At 69.0% G+C, this 20223-nt stretch carries 20 protein-coding genes; 6 read left to right on the top strand and 14 right to left on the bottom strand.

What is annotated here, in order from left to right:
* Positions 1-74 precede the first annotated feature (74 nt).
* The 6 genes from recJ to ACT6XY_RS17770 all read right to left on the bottom strand — a co-directional run bounded on the left by recJ (position 75) and on the right by ACT6XY_RS17770 (position 5982).
* Positions 75-1874, bottom strand: a complete 1800-nt coding sequence (recJ, locus tag ACT6XY_RS17795; RefSeq protein WP_444749663.1) for a single-stranded-DNA-specific exonuclease RecJ — start codon at positions 1872-1874, stop codon at positions 75-77.
* Between the two features lie 4 nt (positions 1875-1878).
* Positions 1879-2880, bottom strand: a complete 1002-nt coding sequence (glpX, locus tag ACT6XY_RS17790) for a class II fructose-bisphosphatase (RefSeq protein WP_444749662.1) — start codon at positions 2878-2880, stop codon at positions 1879-1881.
* 32 nt (positions 2881-2912) lie between these two features.
* Positions 2913-4232 (bottom strand): homoserine dehydrogenase, encoded by a 1320-nt coding sequence (locus ACT6XY_RS17785; RefSeq protein WP_444749661.1) that lies wholly within the window; start codon positions 4230-4232, stop codon positions 2913-2915.
* A 98-nt stretch (positions 4233-4330) separates the two neighbouring features.
* A complete protein-coding gene (locus ACT6XY_RS17780; protein WP_444749660.1) occupies positions 4331-5119 on the bottom strand; it encodes a sulfite exporter TauE/SafE family protein in 789 nt (262 codons plus the stop codon).
* A 33-nt stretch (positions 5120-5152) separates the two neighbouring features.
* Positions 5153-5686, bottom strand: a complete 534-nt coding sequence (locus ACT6XY_RS17775; protein ID WP_444749659.1) for a rhodanese family protein — start codon at positions 5684-5686, stop codon at positions 5153-5155.
* A gap of 23 nt (positions 5687-5709) precedes the next feature.
* Entirely contained in the window at positions 5710-5982 is a 273-nt protein-coding gene (locus ACT6XY_RS17770; RefSeq protein ID WP_444749665.1) for an ArsR/SmtB family transcription factor, read from the bottom strand.
* A 132-nt stretch (positions 5983-6114) separates the two neighbouring features.
* On the opposite strand from ACT6XY_RS17770, the gene ACT6XY_RS17765 reads away from it, so the two are divergent.
* Positions 6115-7017: an MBL fold metallo-hydrolase gene (locus ACT6XY_RS17765; RefSeq protein ID WP_444749658.1), complete on the top strand. Its 903-nt coding sequence runs from the start codon at positions 6115-6117 to the stop codon at positions 7015-7017.
* 27 nt (positions 7018-7044) lie between these two features.
* Here the strand turns inward: ACT6XY_RS17765 and dapB are convergent, their stop codons facing one another.
* The 3 genes from dapB to ACT6XY_RS17750 all read right to left on the bottom strand — a co-directional run bounded on the left by dapB (position 7045) and on the right by ACT6XY_RS17750 (position 9667).
* Entirely contained in the window at positions 7045-7851 is an 807-nt protein-coding gene (dapB, locus tag ACT6XY_RS17760; protein ID WP_444749657.1) for a 4-hydroxy-tetrahydrodipicolinate reductase, read from the bottom strand.
* Between the two features lie 31 nt (positions 7852-7882).
* Positions 7883-9112: an LL-diaminopimelate aminotransferase gene (locus ACT6XY_RS17755; RefSeq protein ID WP_444749656.1), complete on the bottom strand. Its 1230-nt coding sequence runs from the start codon at positions 9110-9112 to the stop codon at positions 7883-7885.
* A gap of 108 nt (positions 9113-9220) precedes the next feature.
* Positions 9221-9667, bottom strand: coding sequence for a hypothetical protein (locus ACT6XY_RS17750; RefSeq protein ID WP_444749655.1), 447 nt, complete (start codon positions 9665-9667; stop codon positions 9221-9223).
* Positions 9668-10491: 824 nt separating this feature from the next.
* On the opposite strand from ACT6XY_RS17750, the gene phaC reads away from it, so the two are divergent.
* Together phaC and ACT6XY_RS17740 are read left to right on the top strand one after the other, a co-directional pair.
* Positions 10492-12252 (top strand): class I poly(R)-hydroxyalkanoic acid synthase, encoded by a 1761-nt coding sequence (phaC, locus tag ACT6XY_RS17745; protein ID WP_444749664.1) that lies wholly within the window; start codon positions 10492-10494, stop codon positions 12250-12252.
* 14 nt (positions 12253-12266) lie between these two features.
* Positions 12267-12689 (top strand): acyl-CoA thioesterase, encoded by a 423-nt coding sequence (locus ACT6XY_RS17740; RefSeq protein ID WP_444749654.1) that lies wholly within the window; start codon positions 12267-12269, stop codon positions 12687-12689.
* A gap of 33 nt (positions 12690-12722) precedes the next feature.
* Here the strand turns inward: ACT6XY_RS17740 and argC are convergent, their stop codons facing one another.
* From argC to ACT6XY_RS17720, 4 genes are all read right to left on the bottom strand, one after another.
* On the bottom strand, positions 12723-13772 hold the full coding sequence (gene argC / locus ACT6XY_RS17735) for an N-acetyl-gamma-glutamyl-phosphate reductase (RefSeq protein ID WP_444749653.1): 1050 nt from the start codon (positions 13770-13772) through the stop codon (positions 12723-12725).
* Between the two features lie 213 nt (positions 13773-13985).
* Positions 13986-14564: a cob(I)yrinic acid a,c-diamide adenosyltransferase gene (locus ACT6XY_RS17730; RefSeq protein WP_444749652.1), complete on the bottom strand. Its 579-nt coding sequence runs from the start codon at positions 14562-14564 to the stop codon at positions 13986-13988.
* Positions 14565-14576: 12 nt separating this feature from the next.
* Positions 14577-14768: a twin transmembrane helix small protein gene (locus ACT6XY_RS17725; RefSeq protein WP_444749651.1), complete on the bottom strand. Its 192-nt coding sequence runs from the start codon at positions 14766-14768 to the stop codon at positions 14577-14579.
* A 13-nt stretch (positions 14769-14781) separates the two neighbouring features.
* Entirely contained in the window at positions 14782-15270 is a 489-nt protein-coding gene (locus ACT6XY_RS17720; protein WP_444749650.1) for a TspO/MBR family protein, read from the bottom strand.
* A gap of 216 nt (positions 15271-15486) precedes the next feature.
* Between ACT6XY_RS17720 and parE the strand changes: the two genes are divergently transcribed.
* On the top strand, positions 15487-17535 hold the full coding sequence (gene parE, locus ACT6XY_RS17715) for a DNA topoisomerase IV subunit B (RefSeq protein ID WP_444749649.1): 2049 nt from the start codon (positions 15487-15489) through the stop codon (positions 17533-17535).
* 2 nt (positions 17536-17537) lie between these two features.
* Positions 17538-17999: a hypothetical protein gene (locus tag ACT6XY_RS17710; protein WP_444593232.1), complete on the top strand. Its 462-nt coding sequence runs from the start codon at positions 17538-17540 to the stop codon at positions 17997-17999.
* A 2-nt stretch (positions 18000-18001) separates the two neighbouring features.
* Here the strand turns inward: ACT6XY_RS17710 and ACT6XY_RS17705 are convergent, their stop codons facing one another.
* On the bottom strand, positions 18002-18730 hold the full coding sequence (locus ACT6XY_RS17705) for an alpha/beta fold hydrolase (protein ID WP_444593233.1): 729 nt from the start codon (positions 18728-18730) through the stop codon (positions 18002-18004).
* Between the two features lie 261 nt (positions 18731-18991).
* Here ACT6XY_RS17705 and ACT6XY_RS17700 point away from each other — a divergent pair.
* On the top strand, positions 18992-20223 hold a 1232-nt coding region (locus ACT6XY_RS17700), incomplete at its 3' end, for a DEAD/DEAH box helicase (protein WP_444749648.1).

The following is a 20223-nucleotide window of genomic DNA, read 5'->3' as shown; positions in this document are numbered from 1 at the left end:
GCGCCAGCGAACCCGCACCGCGCCCTCCGCGCCGCCGCCTCGGCGGCCTGCGCGCCCCGCTCTTCGGCTCGTGATCACAGGCTCGGCGGAACCGCGGCGTCAGTCAGGCGGAACTGCACCTTCTCCTGCCCCTGCCAGCGGTTGATGGCGGCACAGCCCGCGACATGCAGCGGCCGGCCGCGGTTCGCGGCCAGCATCTGCCCCAGGGGCTGGCCGGCGGCGCGGAAGGCGATGGCGTCGACTGTCTTGCCGTCGCCGCTGCGCAGCCGCGCCCGCACATGGGCACCGGCGAGTTCGTCGACATGGACAAGCGTGTGCGACGGCAGCGCCAGGATGGGCTCGGGATTGCCGGTGCCGAAGGGGCCGGCCCTGTCGAGCATGGCGACGAGGTCCGTCGTCAGCGCCCCGGCCGTGGTGGCCGCATCGACGAGCAGCATGTCGTCGCGCCGGGCGCGGCTCACCGCCTCGGCCAGCTGGACCTCCAGGAAGGCGCGGAATTCGGCCAGTCGCTCGCGCTGCACCGTGATGCCCGCGGCCATGGCGTGGCCGCCGCCCTTGGCCAGGATGCCGTTGGCGACGGCGCGGCGAACCGCGGCGCCGAGATCGACCCCCGGCAGGGAGCGGCCCGACCCGGTGCCGACATCGCCGGTGAAGGCGATGGCGAAGGCCGGCCGCTTGAAGCGCTCCTTGAGGCGCGAGGCGACCAGGCCGACAACGCCGGCATGCCAGCCCTCGCCCGCCGTCACCACCACCGAGGCGCCCTCCTCGAGCGGCCCGAGGGCGGCGAGCGCCTCGGCCTCGGCCTCCGCCACCGTGCCCATCTCCACCACCTGCCGTTCGCGGTTCAGCCGGTCGAGATCGGCCGCGAGGCGCCCGGCCTCCAGCGTATCCTCGGTCATCAGCAGCTTCAGCCCGAGGGCGGCGTCGCCGATGCGCCCCCCGGCATTGATGCGGGGTCCCAGGAGGAAGCCGAGGTGATAGGGCGTCGGTGGCCCGTCCAGCCGCGCCACGTCCATCAACGCCCTGAGCCCGGCATTCTCGCGCCGCCGCATGACGGCGAGGCCGCGGGCGACGAAGGCGCGGTTGAGGCCGGTGAGCGGCACCACGTCGGCCACCGTGCCGAGGGCGACGAGATCGACCAGGCCCATGAGGTCGGGCTCCGGCCGCGCCGTCGTCCAGTGCCCCTTGCCCCGCAGGTGCCGGTTCAGCGCGACGACGAGCATGAAGGTGACCCCCGCGGCGCAGAGCTGGCCGAGACCGGACAGGTCGTCCTGCCGGTTCGGATTGACCACGGCCTCGACGGCGGGAAGCGTCTCGTCGGCCTGGTGATGGTCGCATACCACCACGTCGAGGCCGAGCGCTCCGGCATCCCCGAGGATCTGGTGGCTGGTCGTCCCGCAGTCGAGGGTGACGAGCAGCGTCGCCCCCCTGCCCGCGAGCTGGCGAAGCGCCTCCGCATTGGGCCCGTAGCCCTCGAAGATGCGGTCGGGGATATGCAGGAAGGGATCGAGCCCGGCGGCCCTGAGGAACAGGGCCAGCACCGCTGAGGAGGTCGCGCCGTCGACGTCGTAGTCGCCGAAGATCGCCACCTGCTCGCCGGTCAGCACCGCCTTGGCGAGCCGCTCCACCGCCCGGTCCATGTCGGTGAGCACGGACGGGTCGGGCATGGCGTCGCGGATGGTCGGCTCGAGGAAGGCCTCGGCCGTCTCGGCCGTCACGCCGCGGCCGGCCAGCACCCGCGAGAGGATGTCCGGCAGCCCCGCAACCTGGGCGATCGCCAGCGCCTGTGCACGCCCCGGCTCATCGAGACGGTCGCGCCAGGCGCGACCGAGAGCCGACTTTTCGATGCCGAGAAAGAGCCGGCGGCGCTCCATGGGGTCAGTCGAGATGGAATTTCTCGAGCTGGCGGTGCTCACCGAAGATGCGCCGGACGGTGCCCGTGGTGGACCGATAGACGATGGTCTCGGTGGTGATCAGGTTGGGACCGAAGACGACGCCCTTGAGCAGAGCGCCGTCGGTGACGCCGGTGGCGGAGACGATGACGTCGCCGGAGGCCATCTCCTCCATCGCATACTTCTTGTTCGGATCCTTCACGCCCATCTTGCGGGCGCGCTCGACCTTGGCCTCGGTGTCGAGGATGAGGCGGCCCTGCATCTGGCCGCCGACGCAGCGCAGCGCCGCCGCCGCCAGCACACCCTCGGGCGCGCCGCCGATGCCGAGATAGATGTCGATGCCGGTCTCCAGCGCATTGGCGGTGTGGATGACGCCGGCCACGTCGCCATCGGTGATGAGGCGGATAGCCGCCCCGGTGCCGCGGACGGCCTCGATCAGCTTGGCGTGGCGCGGCCGGTCCATGATCAGCGCCGTGATCTCGTTGGGCTTCACGCCCTTGGCCTTGGCAATGGCGTGGATGTTCTCGACCGGCGAGGCGTCGAGGTCGACAACGCCCTTCGGATAGCCCGGGCCGACGGCGATCTTGTCCATGTAGACGTCGGGAGCGTTGAGCAGCGAGCCGTGCTCGGCCATGGCGATGACGGCGATGGAGCCGGGCATGTCCTTGGCGCAGAGCGTGGTGCCCTCCAGCGGATCGAGGGCGATGTCGACCTTCGGGCCCTTCTTGGTGCCGACCTCCTCGCCGATGTAGAGCATCGGCGCCTCGTCACGCTCGCCCTCGCCGATCACGACCGTGCCGTCGATCGGCAGCTTGTTGAGCTCGCGCCGCATGGCGTCGACCGCGGCCTGGTCGGCCGCCTTCTCGTTGCCGCGGCCGCGCAGCCGGGCCGAGGCCACCGCCGCCCGCTCCGTCACCCGGACGAGCTCCATGGAGAGGACCCGCTCGATGATCAGGTTCCTCGGGATGGAAAGCCCTTGCTCGGCCATTGTGACGTCCCTTTCGCGTGTGTGGTGTTCTGTCAGTTGCGTTCGATGCGGATGACCTGGGGAGCGCCCAGCAGGATGCCGTCCGCGTCCATGGCCTTGAGGGCGCGCCGGACGGCGGCCTCCGTCGTGGCATAGGTGATCAGCACGACGGGCGCCGGAGCGGCGGCAGCGGCGGGATCGGTGCCGCCGCGCACGGGACCCGTCCGGCGCTGCACGATCGACTCCAGCGAGATGTTGTTCTGGGCCATGCGCGAGGCGATGCGCGCCGCCGTGCCGGGTTTGTCCACGACCTCGAGGCGGATGTAGTAGCCGCCCTCGTGGCGCGTCATCGGCGCGCGGCTGGGCTTGGTCAGTGCCGAGACCGGACGGATGAAGGGCGCGGTGCGGTGGCCGCGCGCCACGTCGACGATGTCGGCGATGACCGCGGAGGCCGTGGCATCACCGCCGGCGCCGGGACCGACGAGGGTAAGGTCCACCGCATCGGCGTCGATGGCGACGGCGTTGAGAACGCCGTTGACCTGGGCGATCGCCTCGTCCTTCGGGATGAACGTCGGGTGGACGCGCTGCTCTACGCCGTCGGCCGTGCGCTGGGCGACGCCGAGCAGCTTCACCCGGTAGCCGAGCTCCTCCGCCATGCGCAGGTCGACCGGCTTGATGGAGCGGATACCCTCGATGGAGATGCCCTTGGTGTCGACCAGCGTGCCGAAGGCGAGGCTGGTGAGAAGCGACAGCTTGTGGGCGGTGTCGAAGCCGTCGACGTCGAAGGTCGGGTCGGCCTCCGCATAACCGAGGCGCTGGGCGTCCTTCAGGCACTCCTCGAAGGCGATGCCCTCCTCCGCCATGCGGGTGAGGATGTAGTTGCAGGTCCCATTGAGGATGCCGTAGACGCGCTCGATCGTATTGCCGAGGAGGCTCTCCCGCAGCGTCTTGATGACCGGGATGCCGCCGGCGACCGCCGCCTCGAAATTCAGCGCGACGCCCTTGGCCTCTGCCCTCTTCGCCAGCGCCGGTCCGTGGGCGGCGAGCAGGGCCTTGTTGGCAGTGACCACCGCCTTGCCGTGGCTGAGGGCGGTCTCGACCGCCGCCTTGGCCGGATCCTCGGCGCCGCCCATCAGCTCCACGAAGACGTCGATGTCGGGGTCGGCGGCAAGGGTCACCGCATCGTCGAACCAGCGCGTGCCGGAGAGGTCGATGCTGCGGTCCTTCTTGCGCGACCTGGCGGAGACGGCAGTGACGCGGATCGGACGGCCGGCTGCTTCCGCAAGCCGGTTGTCGCGCTTGGCGATGAGCCGGACGACCGATGCCCCGACCGTGCCGAGGCCGGCGATCCCGACTTTCAAGACGTCCTGCATGAGGTGACCGATCCGCACTGCCGCGACCAAGGCGTCGCGCCGGGCTTGTGCCCGATTTGACCCGCCAAGGCAAGGAATGGCGGCCATCGAGTCGGGGATCAGGCCCCGGGCGATCCCAGGCTGCGGGTGACGACATAGAGCCCGACCGCCACGATGACGGCGGCCAGAACGGTTCCGAGCGCGCCCTTTCTGGCAGCCAGAAGCCTGCCGAGAGCCCCGCCACCGACGCCGCCCACGATTCCGCCGGCGATGAACAGCGCAGCGATCCGCCAGTCGACGAGACCGGAGATGGCGTAGCTCGTCGCGGTGGCAGCGCCGAAAGCGGTCACGGCGATGAGCGAGGTGCCGATCGCGAAGGGCAGCGACATGCCGGTCGCCAGCATCAGGGCGGGCACGATGAGGAACCCGCCGCCAATTCCGAAGAAGCCGCTGAGCAGCCCCACGCCCAAGCCGCTGGCAATGAGCCAGGGCAGGAGCTGCCGCGCCGAAGCACGCGTCAGCTGCACGTCCGGATCGCCCTCGGCCTTGCGCCGCATGAACATGGCGATGCCGACGATGACCATCAGCGCTCCGAACAGCGCGAGCAGTCGCGCGCCGTCGATGGTCTTCGCCACCGTCGAGCCGGCGAAGGCGCCGATCACGCCGGCGGCGGCGAAGGTCAGGCCGCAGCGCCACTTCACCGTGCCGGCCCGCCAGTGGCCCAGCAGGTTGGCGAAGGCGCTCGCCGCAACGGCGAGCGCGCTGGTACCGATGGCGACGTGCGCCGAGGAGACGCCGACGCCGTAGACCAGGAGGGGCACGGCCAGCACCGATCCGCCCCCGCCGACGAGACCGAGGATCGCGCCGACGAGCGCGCCCGAAAGGCTGGAGAGGATATCGATGGGCATGGGTCAGGCCTTATCGTTCGGCGGCCGTGCCGCTCAGGCGTTCGCCGAGGTCAGGGGCACGCGGTTCCAGGGTGCGAACGCCAGCAGCCGCGCCATGGCGCAGGAGCCCGTGATCCCGGCAAACGCGAGGCCCGCGCCGACGAAGCCGGGGACGGCCAGAAAGCCCGGATGAACGAGCACGCCGAGGGCCGTGCCCACCGCGACGAGAGACCCGGCGACGATCTGCACCTGCCGCATGATCTCGATCGGCTGGCGCGCGTCCCTGACCGTGGGCAGGCCGGCATCCCGCCAGGCTTCGATGCCGCCTTCGAGCACATGGACCTTGGCACCGGGAACGGTGGCGGCGAGGCGCTGGGCGTTGGCGGTCGTCCGGTTGCCGCTCCGGCAGTGGAAGATGACCGCGCCCGCGGCCTTCGGCGGATGGAGCTCGATGGTCGACAGGGCGTGGTGGCTGGCGAGCGGGATGTGCTCGCGGCGCCACTCATCCGCCTCGCGGATGTCGACGAGGATGGCTCCGTGGGAGAGCATGGCGAAGGCTTCGGCCGGGGCAATGTGCTTGATGGTCATGGTCGTCGTCCTTTGGATGCGGGTCAGGCCTTGCGGCAGTAGAGGCGATAGAGTTCGGCCATCAGCTCGCGGATCCGGGCATCGGCGATGCGGTACCAGAGCGTCTGGCTCTCGCGGCGGAAGGCGAGAATGCCCTCGTCGCGCATCTTGGCGAGATGCTGGGACAGCGCGGACTGGCTGATGCCGATCCGGCTGACCAACGTGCCCACATTCGTTTCGTCCTGTTCCATCAGGACGCAGAGGATCTGCAGCCGCCGCTCATTGGCGAGGGCGCGCAGGACGTCGGCGACGTCCATCGCGTTGGCTTCGAAGGCGGCGGGGTCAAGGGCGTGGACAGGGTGGGTCACGGGCGATCTCTAATTTAGCTATTGCTTATTTAGAGTCATCGAATATATTTGTCAACACGCAACCGCTGAATGGAGCAACCGATGCCCTCCGACCGCAAACCCCTGATCCACGCCTTCTTCGACGAGGCAACCTTCACGGTCAGCTATCTCGTCGCCGATCCCGCGACCCGCGAGGCCGCGGTGATCGATCCTGTCCTCGACTATGACCAGAACGCTGGCGAGGTCGACACGCGCTCGGTCGAGGCGATCCTCGCCAAGGCCGCCGCCGAGGGCTATCGGATCGTCTGGACGCTGGAGACCCACGCCCATGCCGACCATCTGTCCGGCTCGCCTCTCGTCAAGGCGAAGACCGGCGCGAAGATCGGCATCGGCGAGCACATCAAGGACGTTCAGCGCATCTTCCGGCCCGTGTTCAACGCGACCGACCTCAAGACGGACGGCAGCGATTTCGACCATCTCTTCAAGGACGGCGAGACCTTCGCGATCGGCGAGCTCAAGGGTTCGATCCTGCACACGCCCGGCCACACGCCGGCGGACATCGTCTATCGGATCGAGGACGCGGCCTTCGTCGGCGATACGCTGTTCATGCCGGACTTCGGCACGGCCCGGGCCGATTTCCCGGGCGGCGACGCCCGCACGCTCTACCGCTCGATCCAGAAGCTCCTGGCCCTCCCGCCCGAGACCCGCCTGTTCCTCTGCCACGACTACAAGGCACCGGGTCGCGACCACTACGCCTGGGAGACGACCGTGGCCGAGCAGCGCGCCGCCAACGTGCATGTCGGCCAGGGAAAGGACGAGGCCGCCTTCGTCGCCATGCGCGAGGAGCGCGACGCCAGGCTCGCCGTGCCACGGCTTCTCCTGCCCTCGATCCAGGTCAATATCCGCGCCGGCCGCTTTCCGGAGGCGGAGACCAATGGCGTCCGCTACCTGCTGATCCCGGTGAAGACGAAGAGCGAGAACGCCGCAGCGGCCACGGCCGCATGACCGGTGCCCGCGGCGGTCCTCCTGCCGTCAGTCGAGCAGGTGATCGATGCCGCGGGTGAGCCCGGTCGAGCCGCCGACCCGGCGCGCCGCCAGCAGCGTGCCGCCCACGTAGGGGGCGGCCGAGGAGCCGGCGTCGTGGCGGATGGTCAGCCGCTCGTCCGGCAGGCCGAAGATCGCCTCGGCCGACAGGACGAACGAGGGCATGCGCACGGAGTGGACCTGGACGGCGATTCCGCCGGCATTGACCGCCCCGCCCCGCGTCTCGCGGATGCCGCCGAGTTCGTCCACGGGCTTCGAGGTCGGCGCCCCGCGAATCGTCGAAAGGATCTCGCCGAGCTCGCGGCCGGTCCCCGACGGCGTGTCGGGCTTCTTGGCCGACGCGTAGTCGATGATCTCGACGTCCGGCACGTGGCGCGCCGCCATGGTGGCGAAGCGCTTCAGCAGCGAGGCGGTGATGGAGAAGTTGCCGGCGGCGATGACGCCCCGGCCCGCCGCCTTCGCGGCAGCGTCGATCTCGGCGTAGTCCGCAGCCGCGAGGCCGGAGGTGCCGACGACCACGTGGCGGCCGCTCGCGAGCGCCTCCAGGGCATGGCCCTTCACCACGTGCGGCTTGGTATAGTCGATGACGACGTCGCTTGGCACGGCCAGGGCCTCGGCGAGCGTTGCCGCAACGACGACGCCGAGTGCCGGCCCACCCGCAACTTCCCCCGCATCGCGACCGGCGGCGGAGCGCGCCACCGCGCCGACGAGCGACAGGTCCTCCGCGGCCGCCACGGCCTTGATGAGCTCCCGGCCGACCCAGCCGGAAGCTCCTGCGACGACGATGCGGATCATGGCGGCTCCTGGCGGATGGCGCACGGCCGGCTCAGCGGCCGGCGGCGGCGATAGGAATGACGTTGTGCAGCGTGGTCGCCGCGCCGTCGAAGAAGCGCTTCACGTTGCGCGCCGCCTGGCGGATGCGCTGTTCGTTCTCCACGACCGCGATGCGCACGTAGTCGTCGCCGTGCTCGCCGAAGCCGATGCCGGGCGCGACGGCGACTTCCGCTTTCTCCACCAGCAGCTTGGCGAACTCGAGCGAACCCAGAGGCTTGAACTGGTCCGGGATCGGCACCCACGCGAACATGGAGGCCTGCGGCGCGGGAATGTCCCAGCCTGCCTTGCCGAAGCTCTCGACCAGCGCGTCGCGGCGCTTGCGATACGTGGCGCGCATCTCGTGGATGCAGTCCTCCGGGCCGTTGAGCGCGGCGGTCGCGGCCACCTGGACCGGGGTATAGGCGCCGTAGTCGAGATAGCTCTTCACCCGCGCCAGCGCGGCGCAGAGCCGCTCGTTGCCGACCGCAAAACCCATGCGCCACCCGGCCATCGAGAAGGTCTTGGACATGGAGGTGAACTCGACCGCCACGTCGAAGGCGCCGGGCACCTGCAGGATGGAGGGCGGCGGATTGGCATCGTCGAAATAGACCTCCGCATAGGCGAGGTCGGAGAGCACGATGAGGTCGTGCTTCTTCGCGAAGCGCACCAGCTCGGCATAGAAGTCGAGGTCGGCGACCTGCGCGGTCGGATTCGAGGGATAGCAGGTCACCACCGCGATGGGCTTCGGGATGGAGTGCTGCATCGCGCGCTCCATCGCCCGGAAATACTCCTCGTCGGCGGTCGCCGGCACCGAGCGGATGACGCCGCCCGCCATCAGGAACCCGAAGGCATGGATGGGATAGCTCGGATTGGGGCAGAGCACGACGTCGCCGGGCGCGGTGATCGCCTGCGCCATGTTGGCGAAGCCTTCCTTCGATCCGAGCGTGGCGATGACCTGGGTGTCCGGGTCGAGCTTCACGCCGAATCGGCGGGCGTAATAGGTGGCCTGAGCGCGCCGGAGACCGGGAATGCCCTTGGAGGCCGAGTAGCGGTCGGTGCGCGGCTTGCCGATCGTCTCCTTCAGCTTCTCGATGACGTGGTCGGGCGCCGGCAGGTCCGGATTGCCCATGCCGAGATCGATGATGTCGACGCCCTTGGCGCGGGCGCCGGCCTTGACCTTGTTCACCTGCTCGAAGACGTAGGGCGGCAGCCGGCGGATACGGTGGAACGGGGACTGGGTCATCGGTGCGGGTCGCTCGGGCGGCAGGCCTTGCCGCAAGGGGCTAGCCTCGTATCACATTGCAATACGCCTTGGAACGGGAAGGCCCGTGGGCCCGTCCCGTCTTTCGTCCTAGTCCTCGCTGCCGCGCTCGGCCGGATCGATCGCCGGACGCGCACCGGGCTCCGGCCCGCGGACGCGGCCCTGGCCTTCCAGGCGCTGCTGCATCGCCGGCGTCGTGGCGGCGCGCGCCGCTTCCAGTTCCTGGCGTCGCGCTACCTGCTGAGCGGGCGTGAGCAGTTCCGGCGTCTCCGAGGAGCGCGGCGGGGCCGCAACCCGGTCCGGCGGCGGCAGGCGGGCGATCAGCGTGCCGGCCCCGTAGCCGGTCACCCGGATCGGCGCGGGAGCCCACAGGCCACCCCCGGCGACGGGAGGCAGCGGCGTCGGCTGCGAAGGCCCGTAGGGCGAGGGATAGCCGTCGCTGGCGTGCTGGCAGCCGGCGAGCACGAGGGCCGCGACGGCCACGGCCGCGAGCCGTGACGGGCCGCGTGCGATCAGCCGGGAGGATGAAACTGCCATGTCGCTCTCCGAGGGGAAACCACACATCTTTCGCATGGCGGCCTCCGCATCGCCTTCCTAATATGCTCAGATCAAAAAGTGGACCGATTTCGTAATGGACGAAAGCGGCGATTTTCGGAGGGACGCTCATGGCCAAACGCGATGCCGGCAAGCCGAAGTCGCCGAAGGCCGCGGGCAAGGCGTCTCCCCGGCCGGGGAATGCCACTATTGCGCCCGCCAAACTGAAGGATTCGGCCACCGGTCGGAAGGCCCAGGCCGCGGCACCGAAGGCGAAGGCGGCCGGCAAGGCCGGTGGAGCCAAGCCGGGCGCCGGACGACCGGACGCTGTCAGGGCGATCACCAAGGCGGCCACCGGAAAGGCCGCGACGTCCAGCGCCCCTCCGGCGACCGCATCCCGGGCAGCCAAGGCTGCGGCGCCCAAGGCAGCCGTGCCAGCGAAGGCCCCCGCCGCGTCGGCCAAACCGCCTTCGAAGCCCGCCACTGCCTCGAAGCCTTCGGCGGTAAAGGACGCTGCCCCCCGGCCCGCCTTGGCCAAGACCGGCGCAACGAAGGCGTCGCGAGCGGCGCCGCTTCCCAAGAGTCCACCGTCCCTGAAGGTGGTCGAGGCCCCTGCCCCTGCAGCCCCCGCGCCATCCCGGCCGCCTGTGAAGGCCGCCCAAGCCGCACCGCGCAAGCCGCTGTCGGCCCTGCTCGGCGAGAAGCCCAAGGAGACGGTTGCCGCTCCGGCTCCGCCGCCCTCGCCGGTCGCAGCCTCACCCGCACCGGCAGCGCCTGCGGCACCCGCCGCCGAAGCGTCCGGCGATGACCCCTTCCGCTTCCAGGCGATGGACGTCGAGCGCCTGTCCTCCAACATCGCCCGCATGGTCGAGCTCGGCGGCAAGGCGCTCGCCGCCTATCTCAAGCCGCGCGAGACCGGGTCTCATCCAGCCGATTCGCCGGACGGCGTCGCCGACGTCGCCAAGACCCTCGGCCATGTCGCGGAATTCTGGCTGAAGGATCCGCAGCGGGCGATCGTCGCCCAGTCGGAGGTCGCCACCCGCTACATGGACCTCTGGGCGAAGTCGCTGAAGGCGATGGCGGGCGAGCCCGTGGAGCCGGCGGCCCGCCCCGACCCGCGCGACGCGCGGTTCAAGGACCCGCAGTGGGAGAAGAACCCCTTCTTCGACTTCCTCAAGCAGTTCTACCTGGTGACGACCGACCTCGCCGAGAAGTTCGTCACCGAGGCCGAGCTCGACGAGCACCTGAAGCACAAGGCCTCGTTCTACGCCAAGCAGATCGCCAACGCCCTCTCCCCCTCCAATTTCGTGGTGACCAATCCGGAGCTGTTGCGCGAGACGATCTCCTCCAACGCGGAGAACCTGGTGCGGGGCATGAAGATGTTCGCCGAGGACGTCGAGCGCGGTGGCGGCGACCTGCGCATCCGCCAGTCCGACGACAGCCAGTTCGCGGTCGGGCGCAACCTCGCGATGACGCCGGGCAAGGTCGTCTACGAGAACGACCTGATCCAGCTCATCCAGTACGAGCCGACCACCAAGGCGGTCGGCAAGGTGCCGCTGGTCATCGTGCCGCCCTGGATCAACAAGTTCTACATCCTCGATCTCACCCAGGAGAAGAGCTTCATCAAGTGGGCGGTCGACCAGGGCCTGACGGTCTTCGTCGTCTCCTGGGTCAATCCCGACCAGCGCCACGCCCACAAGAGCTTCGACGACTACATGCTGGAAGGGCCGCTGGCCGCCTTCCGCGTCGCCGGCGAGATCACCGGCGAGGAGAAGGTCCACGCCATCGGCTATTGCGTCGGCGGCACGCTGCTAGCGGTGTCGCTCGCCTATATGGCGGCCAAGGGCATCGACAACGTCCAGACCGCCACCTTCTTCACCACCCAGGTGGACTTCACCTATGCCGGAGACCTCAAGGTCTTCGTCGACGAGGAGCAGATCCAGAGCCTCGAGAAGCGCATGGCGCAGACCGGCTATCTCGAGGGCAAGCAGATGGCCAACGCCTTCAACATGCTGCGCTCGAACGACCTGATCTGGAGCTATTTCGTCAACAACTACATGAAGGGCAAGCAGCCGATGCCCTTCGACCTGCTCTACTGGAACGCCGATTCCCCGCGGATGCCGGCGGCGAACCATTCCTTCTACCTGCGCCACTGCTACCTGCAGAACGATCTCTCGACGGGCCGTATGAAGGTTGCCGGCGAGAGGCTGGACCTGAAGAAGGTCAAGGTGCCGGTCTACAATCTCGCAGCGCGCGAGGACCACATCGCCCCTGCCCGCTCGGTCTTCCTCGGCTCGCAGTCGTTCGGCGGGCCGGTCGAATACGTGGTGGCGGGTTCCGGGCATATCGCCGGCGTCGTCAACCCGCCGGCCAAGAAGAAGTACCAGCACTGGACCGGCGGCAAGCCGGAGGGCGCGTTCGAGGACTGGATCGCCCGCGCCGAAGAGCATCCCGGCTCCTGGTGGCCGCACTGGCGCGAATGGGTCCGCTCCCATGACGGCGAGGAGGTCGAGGCGCGCCGCATCGGATCCAACGCCTATCCGCCCATCGAAGACGCCCCCGGGCGCTATGTGAAAGTGAAGGACTGAACGTGCCTGTACCGATGAGCGAGCGCCCGGCGCTCGACGCCTATCCGTTCCTGACCGTGCATCCCGTCCGCTACGGCGATCTCGACCCGAACAACCACGTCAACAATGCGGTGATTGGCACCTATCTGGAGATCGGCCGCACCGAGTTCTTCGACCGCGAGGGCATCCGACTGACCGCGGAGGGCCGTGGCATCTCGCTCGTCCACATGGAGGTCCAGTTCCACCGGGAGATCCTCTATCCCGGCTTCGTGCAGATCGTCTCCGGCATCCGGCGGGTCGGCTCCTCCTCGCTCACCTTCGACCAGGCCGTCTTCGTCGACGGCGTGCGGCATATCTCGGCCTCGACGACCACAGCCCAGGTCGACAAGACGACGAAGCGCTCGACGCCCTGGAACGACGTCCAGCGCGCCAAGTTCGAGCGGCTGATGATGGCGTGACGGACCGGCGCCGCCCGCGCGGCGCCGTGCGTCTTACGGGAAGAGCGCGATCTGCTCCAGCCCCGTCGTTTCGGGATAACCGAGGACGAGGTTCATGTTCTGGATCGCCTGCCCGGCCGAGCCCTTGACCAGGTTGTCGAGCGTCGAGATGACGATGGCCCGGCCCGGGATGCGGTCCGCGAAGACCCCGATCTGGACGTAGTTGGAGCCGCGCACGTTCTGCGTCTGGGGCACCACGCCCTTGGGCGCCACGTGCACGAAGGGCTCGTCCTTGTAGGCGTCGGCCAGCGCCTGGCGCAGGTCGTCGGCGGTGGCACCGTTGAGCCGGACATAGGATGTGCACAGCTCGCCGCGCGCCATGGGGATCAGGTGCGGGGTGAAGTTGATCGTCACCTTTCCGCCCACGGCAACGCCGATTTCCTGCTCGATCTCCGGGGCATGGCGATGCTTGCCGATCGAATAGGGCGACAACCCCTCCCCGGCTTCCGAGAACAGCGTGTTCTGCTTCAGGCCGCGACCGGCGCCGGTGACGCCCGACTTGGCGTCGACGATGATGTCGTCGGTGTGGATCAGTCCGGCCTTGGCGATCGGGACCAGGGCGAGCAGCGTGGCGGTCGGGTAGCAGCCGGGGCAGGCGACCAGCCGCGCCCCGGTGATCTCCTTCCGGTAGAGCTCGGTGAGGCCGTAGACCGCCTCCTTCTGCAGCTCCGGCGCCTGGTGCTCATGGCCGTACCACTCGGCATAGGTCGCACCGTCGCGCAGCCGGAAATCGGCGGACATGTCGAGGATCTTGATTTTCGGATTGGCGGCGAGCACCGCCGCCGTGATCTCCTGCGTCGTGCCGTGCGGCAGGCCGCAGAACACCGCGTCGAGGCCGGCCCAGTCGACGGTCTCCCAGGCGACGAGCTTCGGCAGGTCGAGCATGAAGAAGTGCGGGAAGACCTCAGCCATGGACTTGCCGGCATGGGTGTTTGCGGTCAGGGCGACCATCTCCACGTGCGGGTGGCGCGCGGCGAGGCGGACGGCGTCGGCGCCGGTGTAACCGGACGCGCCGAGGATCGCGATTTTGGCCTTGGTCGCCATGGCAGTCTCCGCAGGGTGCGAGAAGTCGGATCAGGATTTCAGGGACAAAAAAACCGCGCTGGGAGCGCGGCGATCGGGTCGATCATCAGGGCACACGGCCGCGCGCTCATCGCTGGATGAGGATAGGGCGTCGGGTGCTGGTCGCGGCGTTGATCATGGCCGTTACATGCAATCGGCCGATGACGCTGTCAAGACAGCAGGGCCCGGCGGCCCCTACCTGTTCTTTCCCGGCACCCAGAGCACGTCCGCCTTGCCCTTGCCGTTCAGATAGCGTGCGGCGACGAAGAGGAAGTCCGATAGCCTGTTCACATATTCGAGCGCTGGCCGCGAGACCTCCTCGCCGGGGCGGCGCACGAGATCGACCATGATGCGCTCGGCGCGCCGGGCGATGGTGCGGGCGAGGTGCAAGTGCGCCGAGGCGGGGCTTCCGCCGGGCAGGATGAAGCTCTTCAGGGGATCGAGTTCGCTGTTGAGCTGGTCGATCTCCTCCTCGATCCGCTTCACCTGCGCGGCGACGATGCGCAGCGGCTCATAGCCGAGATCCTCGCCAAGGTCGGGCGTGGCGAGGTCGGCGCCGAGGTCGAAGAGGTCGTTCTGGATGCGCATCAGCATGGCGTCGACCACCGGGTGGTCGGCGGTGGCGAGCCGGGCGATGCCGATGGCGGAGTTCGCCTCGTCGATGCAGCCATAGGCCTCGACACGCAGGTCCGACTTCAGCCGCCGCGGCCCTGCCGCGAGGCCCGTGGTGCCGTCGTCGCCCGTCTTCGTGTAGATCTTGTTCAGCTTGACCATGCCCGTCCGTCCTCAGCCACCGTTCGCCTTGTAATAGATGGCGATGACGATGACGACGATGGCGACGAACTGCAGACCCACGCGCCAGCGCATCAGCTGCTGCGACCGGTTGGGATCTCCGCCCCGCAGCATGTTGACGAGCCCCATGACCAGGACGATGGCGACCGCCGCGATGGCGATGGGGACAAGGACGTTTGCAGTCATCGGATGATTCCCGTCAGCTGTTCAGCCGCCAGATGGCGACGTTGAGCAGGGTGGCGAAGCTGACCCAGGCAAGATAGGGGATGAGAAGCAGCGAGGCCAAGCGGTCCTTGTTCCAGCCGAAGCCGATGGTCGCCGCGATCGCGAGCCACAGCGCGACGACCACCGCGATCGCCGCGCCTATGGCCTGCCCGTAGAAGAACACCCAGGACCACGCCGCGTTGAGCGCGAGCTGGGCGGTGTAAAGGGCGAGCGTCGGCTCCTTCTCCCGTGCCGGCGACAGCACGTAGCGTGCGCCTGCCACCGCAATCATGCCGTAGAGCACCGTCCAGACCGGGCCGAACAGCCAGTTGGGCGGGTTGAACGAGGGTTTGACGAGGGAGGGGTACCAGCTGGCGAGCCCGTAGGAGTTGGCGATGCCTCCGGTGACCGCGACGAGGATGCAAACGAGGAAGAAGCCTGCATAGATCGCGACCACGCCGCCGGTCGATTTCCGAATATCCACACCCGTCTTCCTCATGCTCTCGGACACCAGTACGATGGGCCAACGCGGCGGGATCACCGCCGTTCCGCCCGGCGGAGCGACGGCCTCGTGCGCGGCGGCGCTCCGCCCCGCTTCCCCCGGCGACCGTTTCCGTTCCGTTCGCACCGGTGGCTCCCTGTGCCATCATGAAGGCGACTGATTCGCGGCCGCCCCGCGGCCTTGAGGACTGAAGTGACGATGGACAATTCCAGCGACCTTTTCGGAGGACCGAAGGAACCCGCGGCGAAGGCCCCGCCGGCGCCCGGGCGGGCACGGCCCGAGCCCGCCAAGCCGGCGCGGTCCGCCGGGACCCCCGGCGAACAGGGCTATTCCGCCTCCGACATCGAGGTCCTCGAGGGCCTCGAACCGGTGCGCCGCCGCCCCGGCATGTATATCGGCGGCACCGACGAGAAGGCGCTGCACCACCTCTTTGCCGAGGTCATCGACAACGCCATGGACGAGGCGGTCGCGGGCCACGCCACCTGGATCGACGTGGAGCTCTCCGCCGACGGGTCCCTCTCCGTCACCGACAACGGCCGCGGCATCCCCGTCGATCCGCACCCGAAGTTTCCGGGCAAGTCGGCGCTCGAAGTCATCATGTGCACGCTGCACGCCGGCGGAAAGTTCGACTCCAAGGTCTACGAGACCTCCGGCGGCCTGCACGGCGTCGGCGTCTCGGTCGTCAACGCCCTCTCCGTCGCCCTCGACGTCGAGGTTGCGCGCGGCCAGATGCTCTACCGCCAGCGCTTCTCGCGCGGCATTCCCCAGACCGGCCTCGAGGAGCTCGGCCGCGTCCACAATCGCCGAGGCACCAAGGTGCGCTTCGTCCCGGATCCCGAAATCTTCAAGGAAACGAGCACCTTCAAGCCGGCCCGCCTTTTCAAGATGGCCCGCTCCAAGGCCTATCTCTTCGGCGGCGTCGAGATCCGCTGGTCCTGCGATCCGGAACTCGTCAAGGGCACCGACACGCCCGAGAAGGCCGTGCTGCGTTTTCCCGGCGGTCTCAAGGACTATCTCGCCGCGACCCTCGAGGGCGCGACCCGCGTCCACCCCGACATCTTCGGCGGCAAGCTCGACAAGCAGGGCCACGGCTCGGTGGAATGGGCCATCGGCTGGGTCGGCGACCAGGACGGCTTCGTCTCGTCCTACTGCAACACCATTCCGACCCCCGACGGCGGCACCCACGAACAGGGCCTGCGCATTGCCCTGCTGCGCGGTCTGAAGGACCATGCCGAGCGCACCGGCAACAAGCGCGCCGCCCAGGCCACCGCCGACGACGTGCTGGCTGGCTGCTGCGTCATGCTCTCCGTCTTCATCCGCGAGCCGGAATTCCAGGGCCAGACCAAGGACAAGCTGGCCACGGGCGAAGCCTCCCGCATCGTCGAGAACGCCATCCGCGACCCCTTCGACCACTGGCTCGCCGGCAATCCGAACCAGGCGAACAAGCTGCTGGAATGGGTGATCGAGCGCGCCGAGGAGCGCCTGCGCCGCCGCGCCGAGAAGGACGTCAATCGCAAGACCGCCGTGCGCAAGCTGCGCCTGCCGGGCAAGCTCGCGGACTGTTCCAACACCTCGGCGGCAGGCTCGGAAATCTTCATCGTCGAGGGCGATTCCGCCGGTGGCTCCGCCAAGCAGGCCCGCGACCGCCAGACCCAGGCGATCCTGCCCCTGCGCGGCAAGATCCTCAACGTCGCCTCGGCCGGCCGCGACAAGCTCGCCCAGAACCAGCAGCTCTCCGACCTCATCCAGGCACTCGGCTGCGGTACCGGCTCCCACTACCGCGACGACGACCTGCGCTACGAGCGGGTCATCATCATGACCGACGCCGACGTCGACGCCGCCCATATCGCGAGCCTGCACATCACCTACTACGAACGGCAGATGCCGCGTCTCATCGACAACGGCCATCTCTATCTCGCCGTGCCGCCGCTCTACCGCCTCACCCAGGGCGGCAAGACGCTCTATGCCCGCGACGATGGCCACAAGGACGAGCTCCTGCGCACCGCCTTCAAGGGCAACCAGAAGGTCGAGATCGGCCGCTTCAAGGGCCTCGGCGAGATGATGCCGCAGCAGCTGAAGGAGACCACCATGGACAAGAAGGTGCGAACCCTGCTGCGCGTCGGCATCGTCCCGGAGGAGCGCCCCGAAACCTCCGACAGCGTCGAGCGCCTGATGGGCGTCAAGGCCGAGCCGCGCTTCGCCTTCATCCAGGAGCGCGCGGAATTCGCCGAGGAACTGGACATCTGACGATGGGCCGGTTCGCGGCGGCATCGGTCGCATGGGTGCTGCTCGCCGCGGGCCTCGCCCCCCTGCCCGCACTCGCCCAGGCGCCCGATCCCGTCCGCGCCCTCTCGTCCCTCGCCCCAGAGATCATGTTCGTGCGCGCCACCGGCGGCTGGACGACCGGCGAGCGCGAGGGCACCTCGCGCATCGTCCTCGTCCGTTCCGGCGCACCGGACGGCGCCCAGCGCCTCTTCGTGCAATGGCTGAACCGGCCGGAGCCAGGTGCGGGCAGGCCCGCCATCGCCGCCACGGAGGAAATCCCGGAGGTCTTCGACTGGCGCGTCGGCATCGAGGACTACCGCGTCGAGCCGGAGGCCAACGGTGCCCGCGTCGTCATCGACGGGCGGATCATCGGTACCGGCCGCAGCCGGCGCTATGTGCTCTCCATCGGCCCGCCCGGCGAGGTAACCTTCTCCGCCCTGCGCTGAGGTCAGCCGGCGAGCCAGCCCTCCAGCGCCGCGGTGACGGCCTCGGGGCGCTCCAGCGTCGACAGATGCCCGCAATCCGGCACGACGACCAGCCGCGAGCCGGCGATCGCGTCCGCCATGTCCTCGGACATGAAGCGCGGCGTGATGGCGTCCTCGTCCCCCACGACGATCAGCGTCGGACAGCGGATGGCGGACAGGCTCGCCTCGTAGCCCGGCCGGGCGATGACCGCCTTCTGCTGGCGGATGAAACGGGCCGGACCCGTGCGATCCGCCATGCGGCGGACGACCGATGCCAGCGCCTCGTCGCCGAGACGGCGGATATGCACCAGACGCGGCCAGAGGATGTCGTGAATGTCGTCGAAACGGCCGGTCTCGGCGAATTTGATCGCCACCTGCCTCAGCTCTGTGTCTTCCGGCGCATCGGCGCTGGCCCGCGTGTCGATGAGCGCCAGGCGCTCGACGCGCTGCGGCGCCTGCCGCATCACTTCGAGGGCCACGTAACCGCCCATGGAGAGCCCCGCCAGCGCGAAGCGCGGCGGCGCGGCGGCGAGCAGCCGCCGGGCGATGGCGGCGATGGTCTCGTCCTGGGAATGGTCCGCGATGGCGATGTCGTAGCGCCCCGACAGGGCCTCGACCTGCGGCGCGAAGAGGTCGGCCGTACAGTTCAGTCCGGGCACGAAAACGAGGGGCGGCCGGCCCGGAGCGGGCCGATGCGAGGCGGGAGTCGTCATGGTCGTGATCCTTCACCATGCGCGGCGAATCCCGCCAAATCCGGCGCGCGGCAGACCGTTCGCACAGGTCGCAATCGTTGACAATCGACCAATTGAGACTATGTTGCGCCGCGACGAAGGATTATCGGAATGCCGGCCCTTCGCTGCTCTGTCCGTTCGGCCTCGTGGGTTCTAGGGGCCGCCAGCGCGAAATACGTTCGCGCCGAACGCCTCAAGACATCGTCGCAAGACCCCGCCAGACCACAAGGACACTCTCTCCACATGTCGTTTTCCGAACTCGGCCTCAGCGCCAAGGTTCAGGCTGCCGTGGCTTCGGCCGGCTATACCGAACCGACCCCCATCCAGGCCCAGGCCATCCCCCACGTCCTGGCCCGCCGCGACGTCCTCGGCATCGCCCAGACCGGCACCGGCAAGACCGCCGCCTTCACCCTGCCGATGATCACCATGCTGGAAGAGGGCCGCGCCCGCGCCCGCATGCCGCGCACCCTCATCCTCGAGCCGACCCGCGAACTCGCCGCACAGGTGGAAGAGAACTTCGTCAAGTACGGCGTCAACCACAAGCTGAGCGTCGCCCTGCTCATCGGCGGCGTCTCCTTCGGCGACCAGGACGCCAAACTCACCCGCGGCGTCGACGTCCTCATCGCGACGCCCGGCCGCCTGCTCGACCATTTCGAGCGCGGCCGCCTGCTGCTGACCGGCGTCGAGCTCCTCGTCATCGACGAGGCCGACCGCATGCTCGACATGGGCTTCATCCCGGACATCGAGCGCATCTGCAAGATGGTGCCCTTCACCCGCCAGACGCTGTTCTTCACGGCTACCATGCCGCCGGAAATCCAGCGGATCACCGAGCAGTTCCTGCACAACCCGGTGAAGGTTGAGGTCAGCCGCGCCGCCTCCACCGCCACCACCATCACCCAGCGCCTCGTGCGCTCCGGCAAGAAGGACTTCGAGAAGCGCGACACGCTGCGCGCCCTCATCCGCGGTGCCGAGAACCTGAAGAACGCGATCATCTTCTGCAACCGCAAGAGCGAGGTCGCCACCGTCTACAAGTCGCTGCAGAAGCATGAGTTCTCCGTGGCCGCCCTGCACGGCGACATGGACCAGAGCGCCCGCATGGCCGCCCTTGCCGGCTTCCGCGACGGCAAGACGCAGCTTCTCGTCGCCTCCGACGTCGCGGCCCGCGGCCTCGACATTCCCGACGTCAGCCACGTCTTCAACTACGACACGCCCCACCATGCCGAGGACTACGTCCACCGAATCGGCCGCACCGGCCGCGCCGGCCGCCTCGGCACCGCCATCACCATCGTCACCCCAGAGGATTCGAAGAACCTCTCGGCGATTGAGAAGCTGATCGGCCAGTCGATCGAGTGGTCCGGCGACGCCATTTCCGAGGAGGAGGCGAGCGAGGCCAGGCGCGAACGCCGCGGTGCCGGCGGCGGCCGTGGATCGCGCTCGGCCTCCGGCCGCAGCGAGCGCAGTTCCGAGGACCGCCC

It is taken from the genome of Phreatobacter sp. (genome assembly GCF_052440005.1).
GTDB lineage: Bacteria > Pseudomonadota > Alphaproteobacteria > Rhizobiales > Phreatobacteraceae > Phreatobacter.
This window is presented reverse-complemented; position numbering and strand designations above follow the sequence as displayed.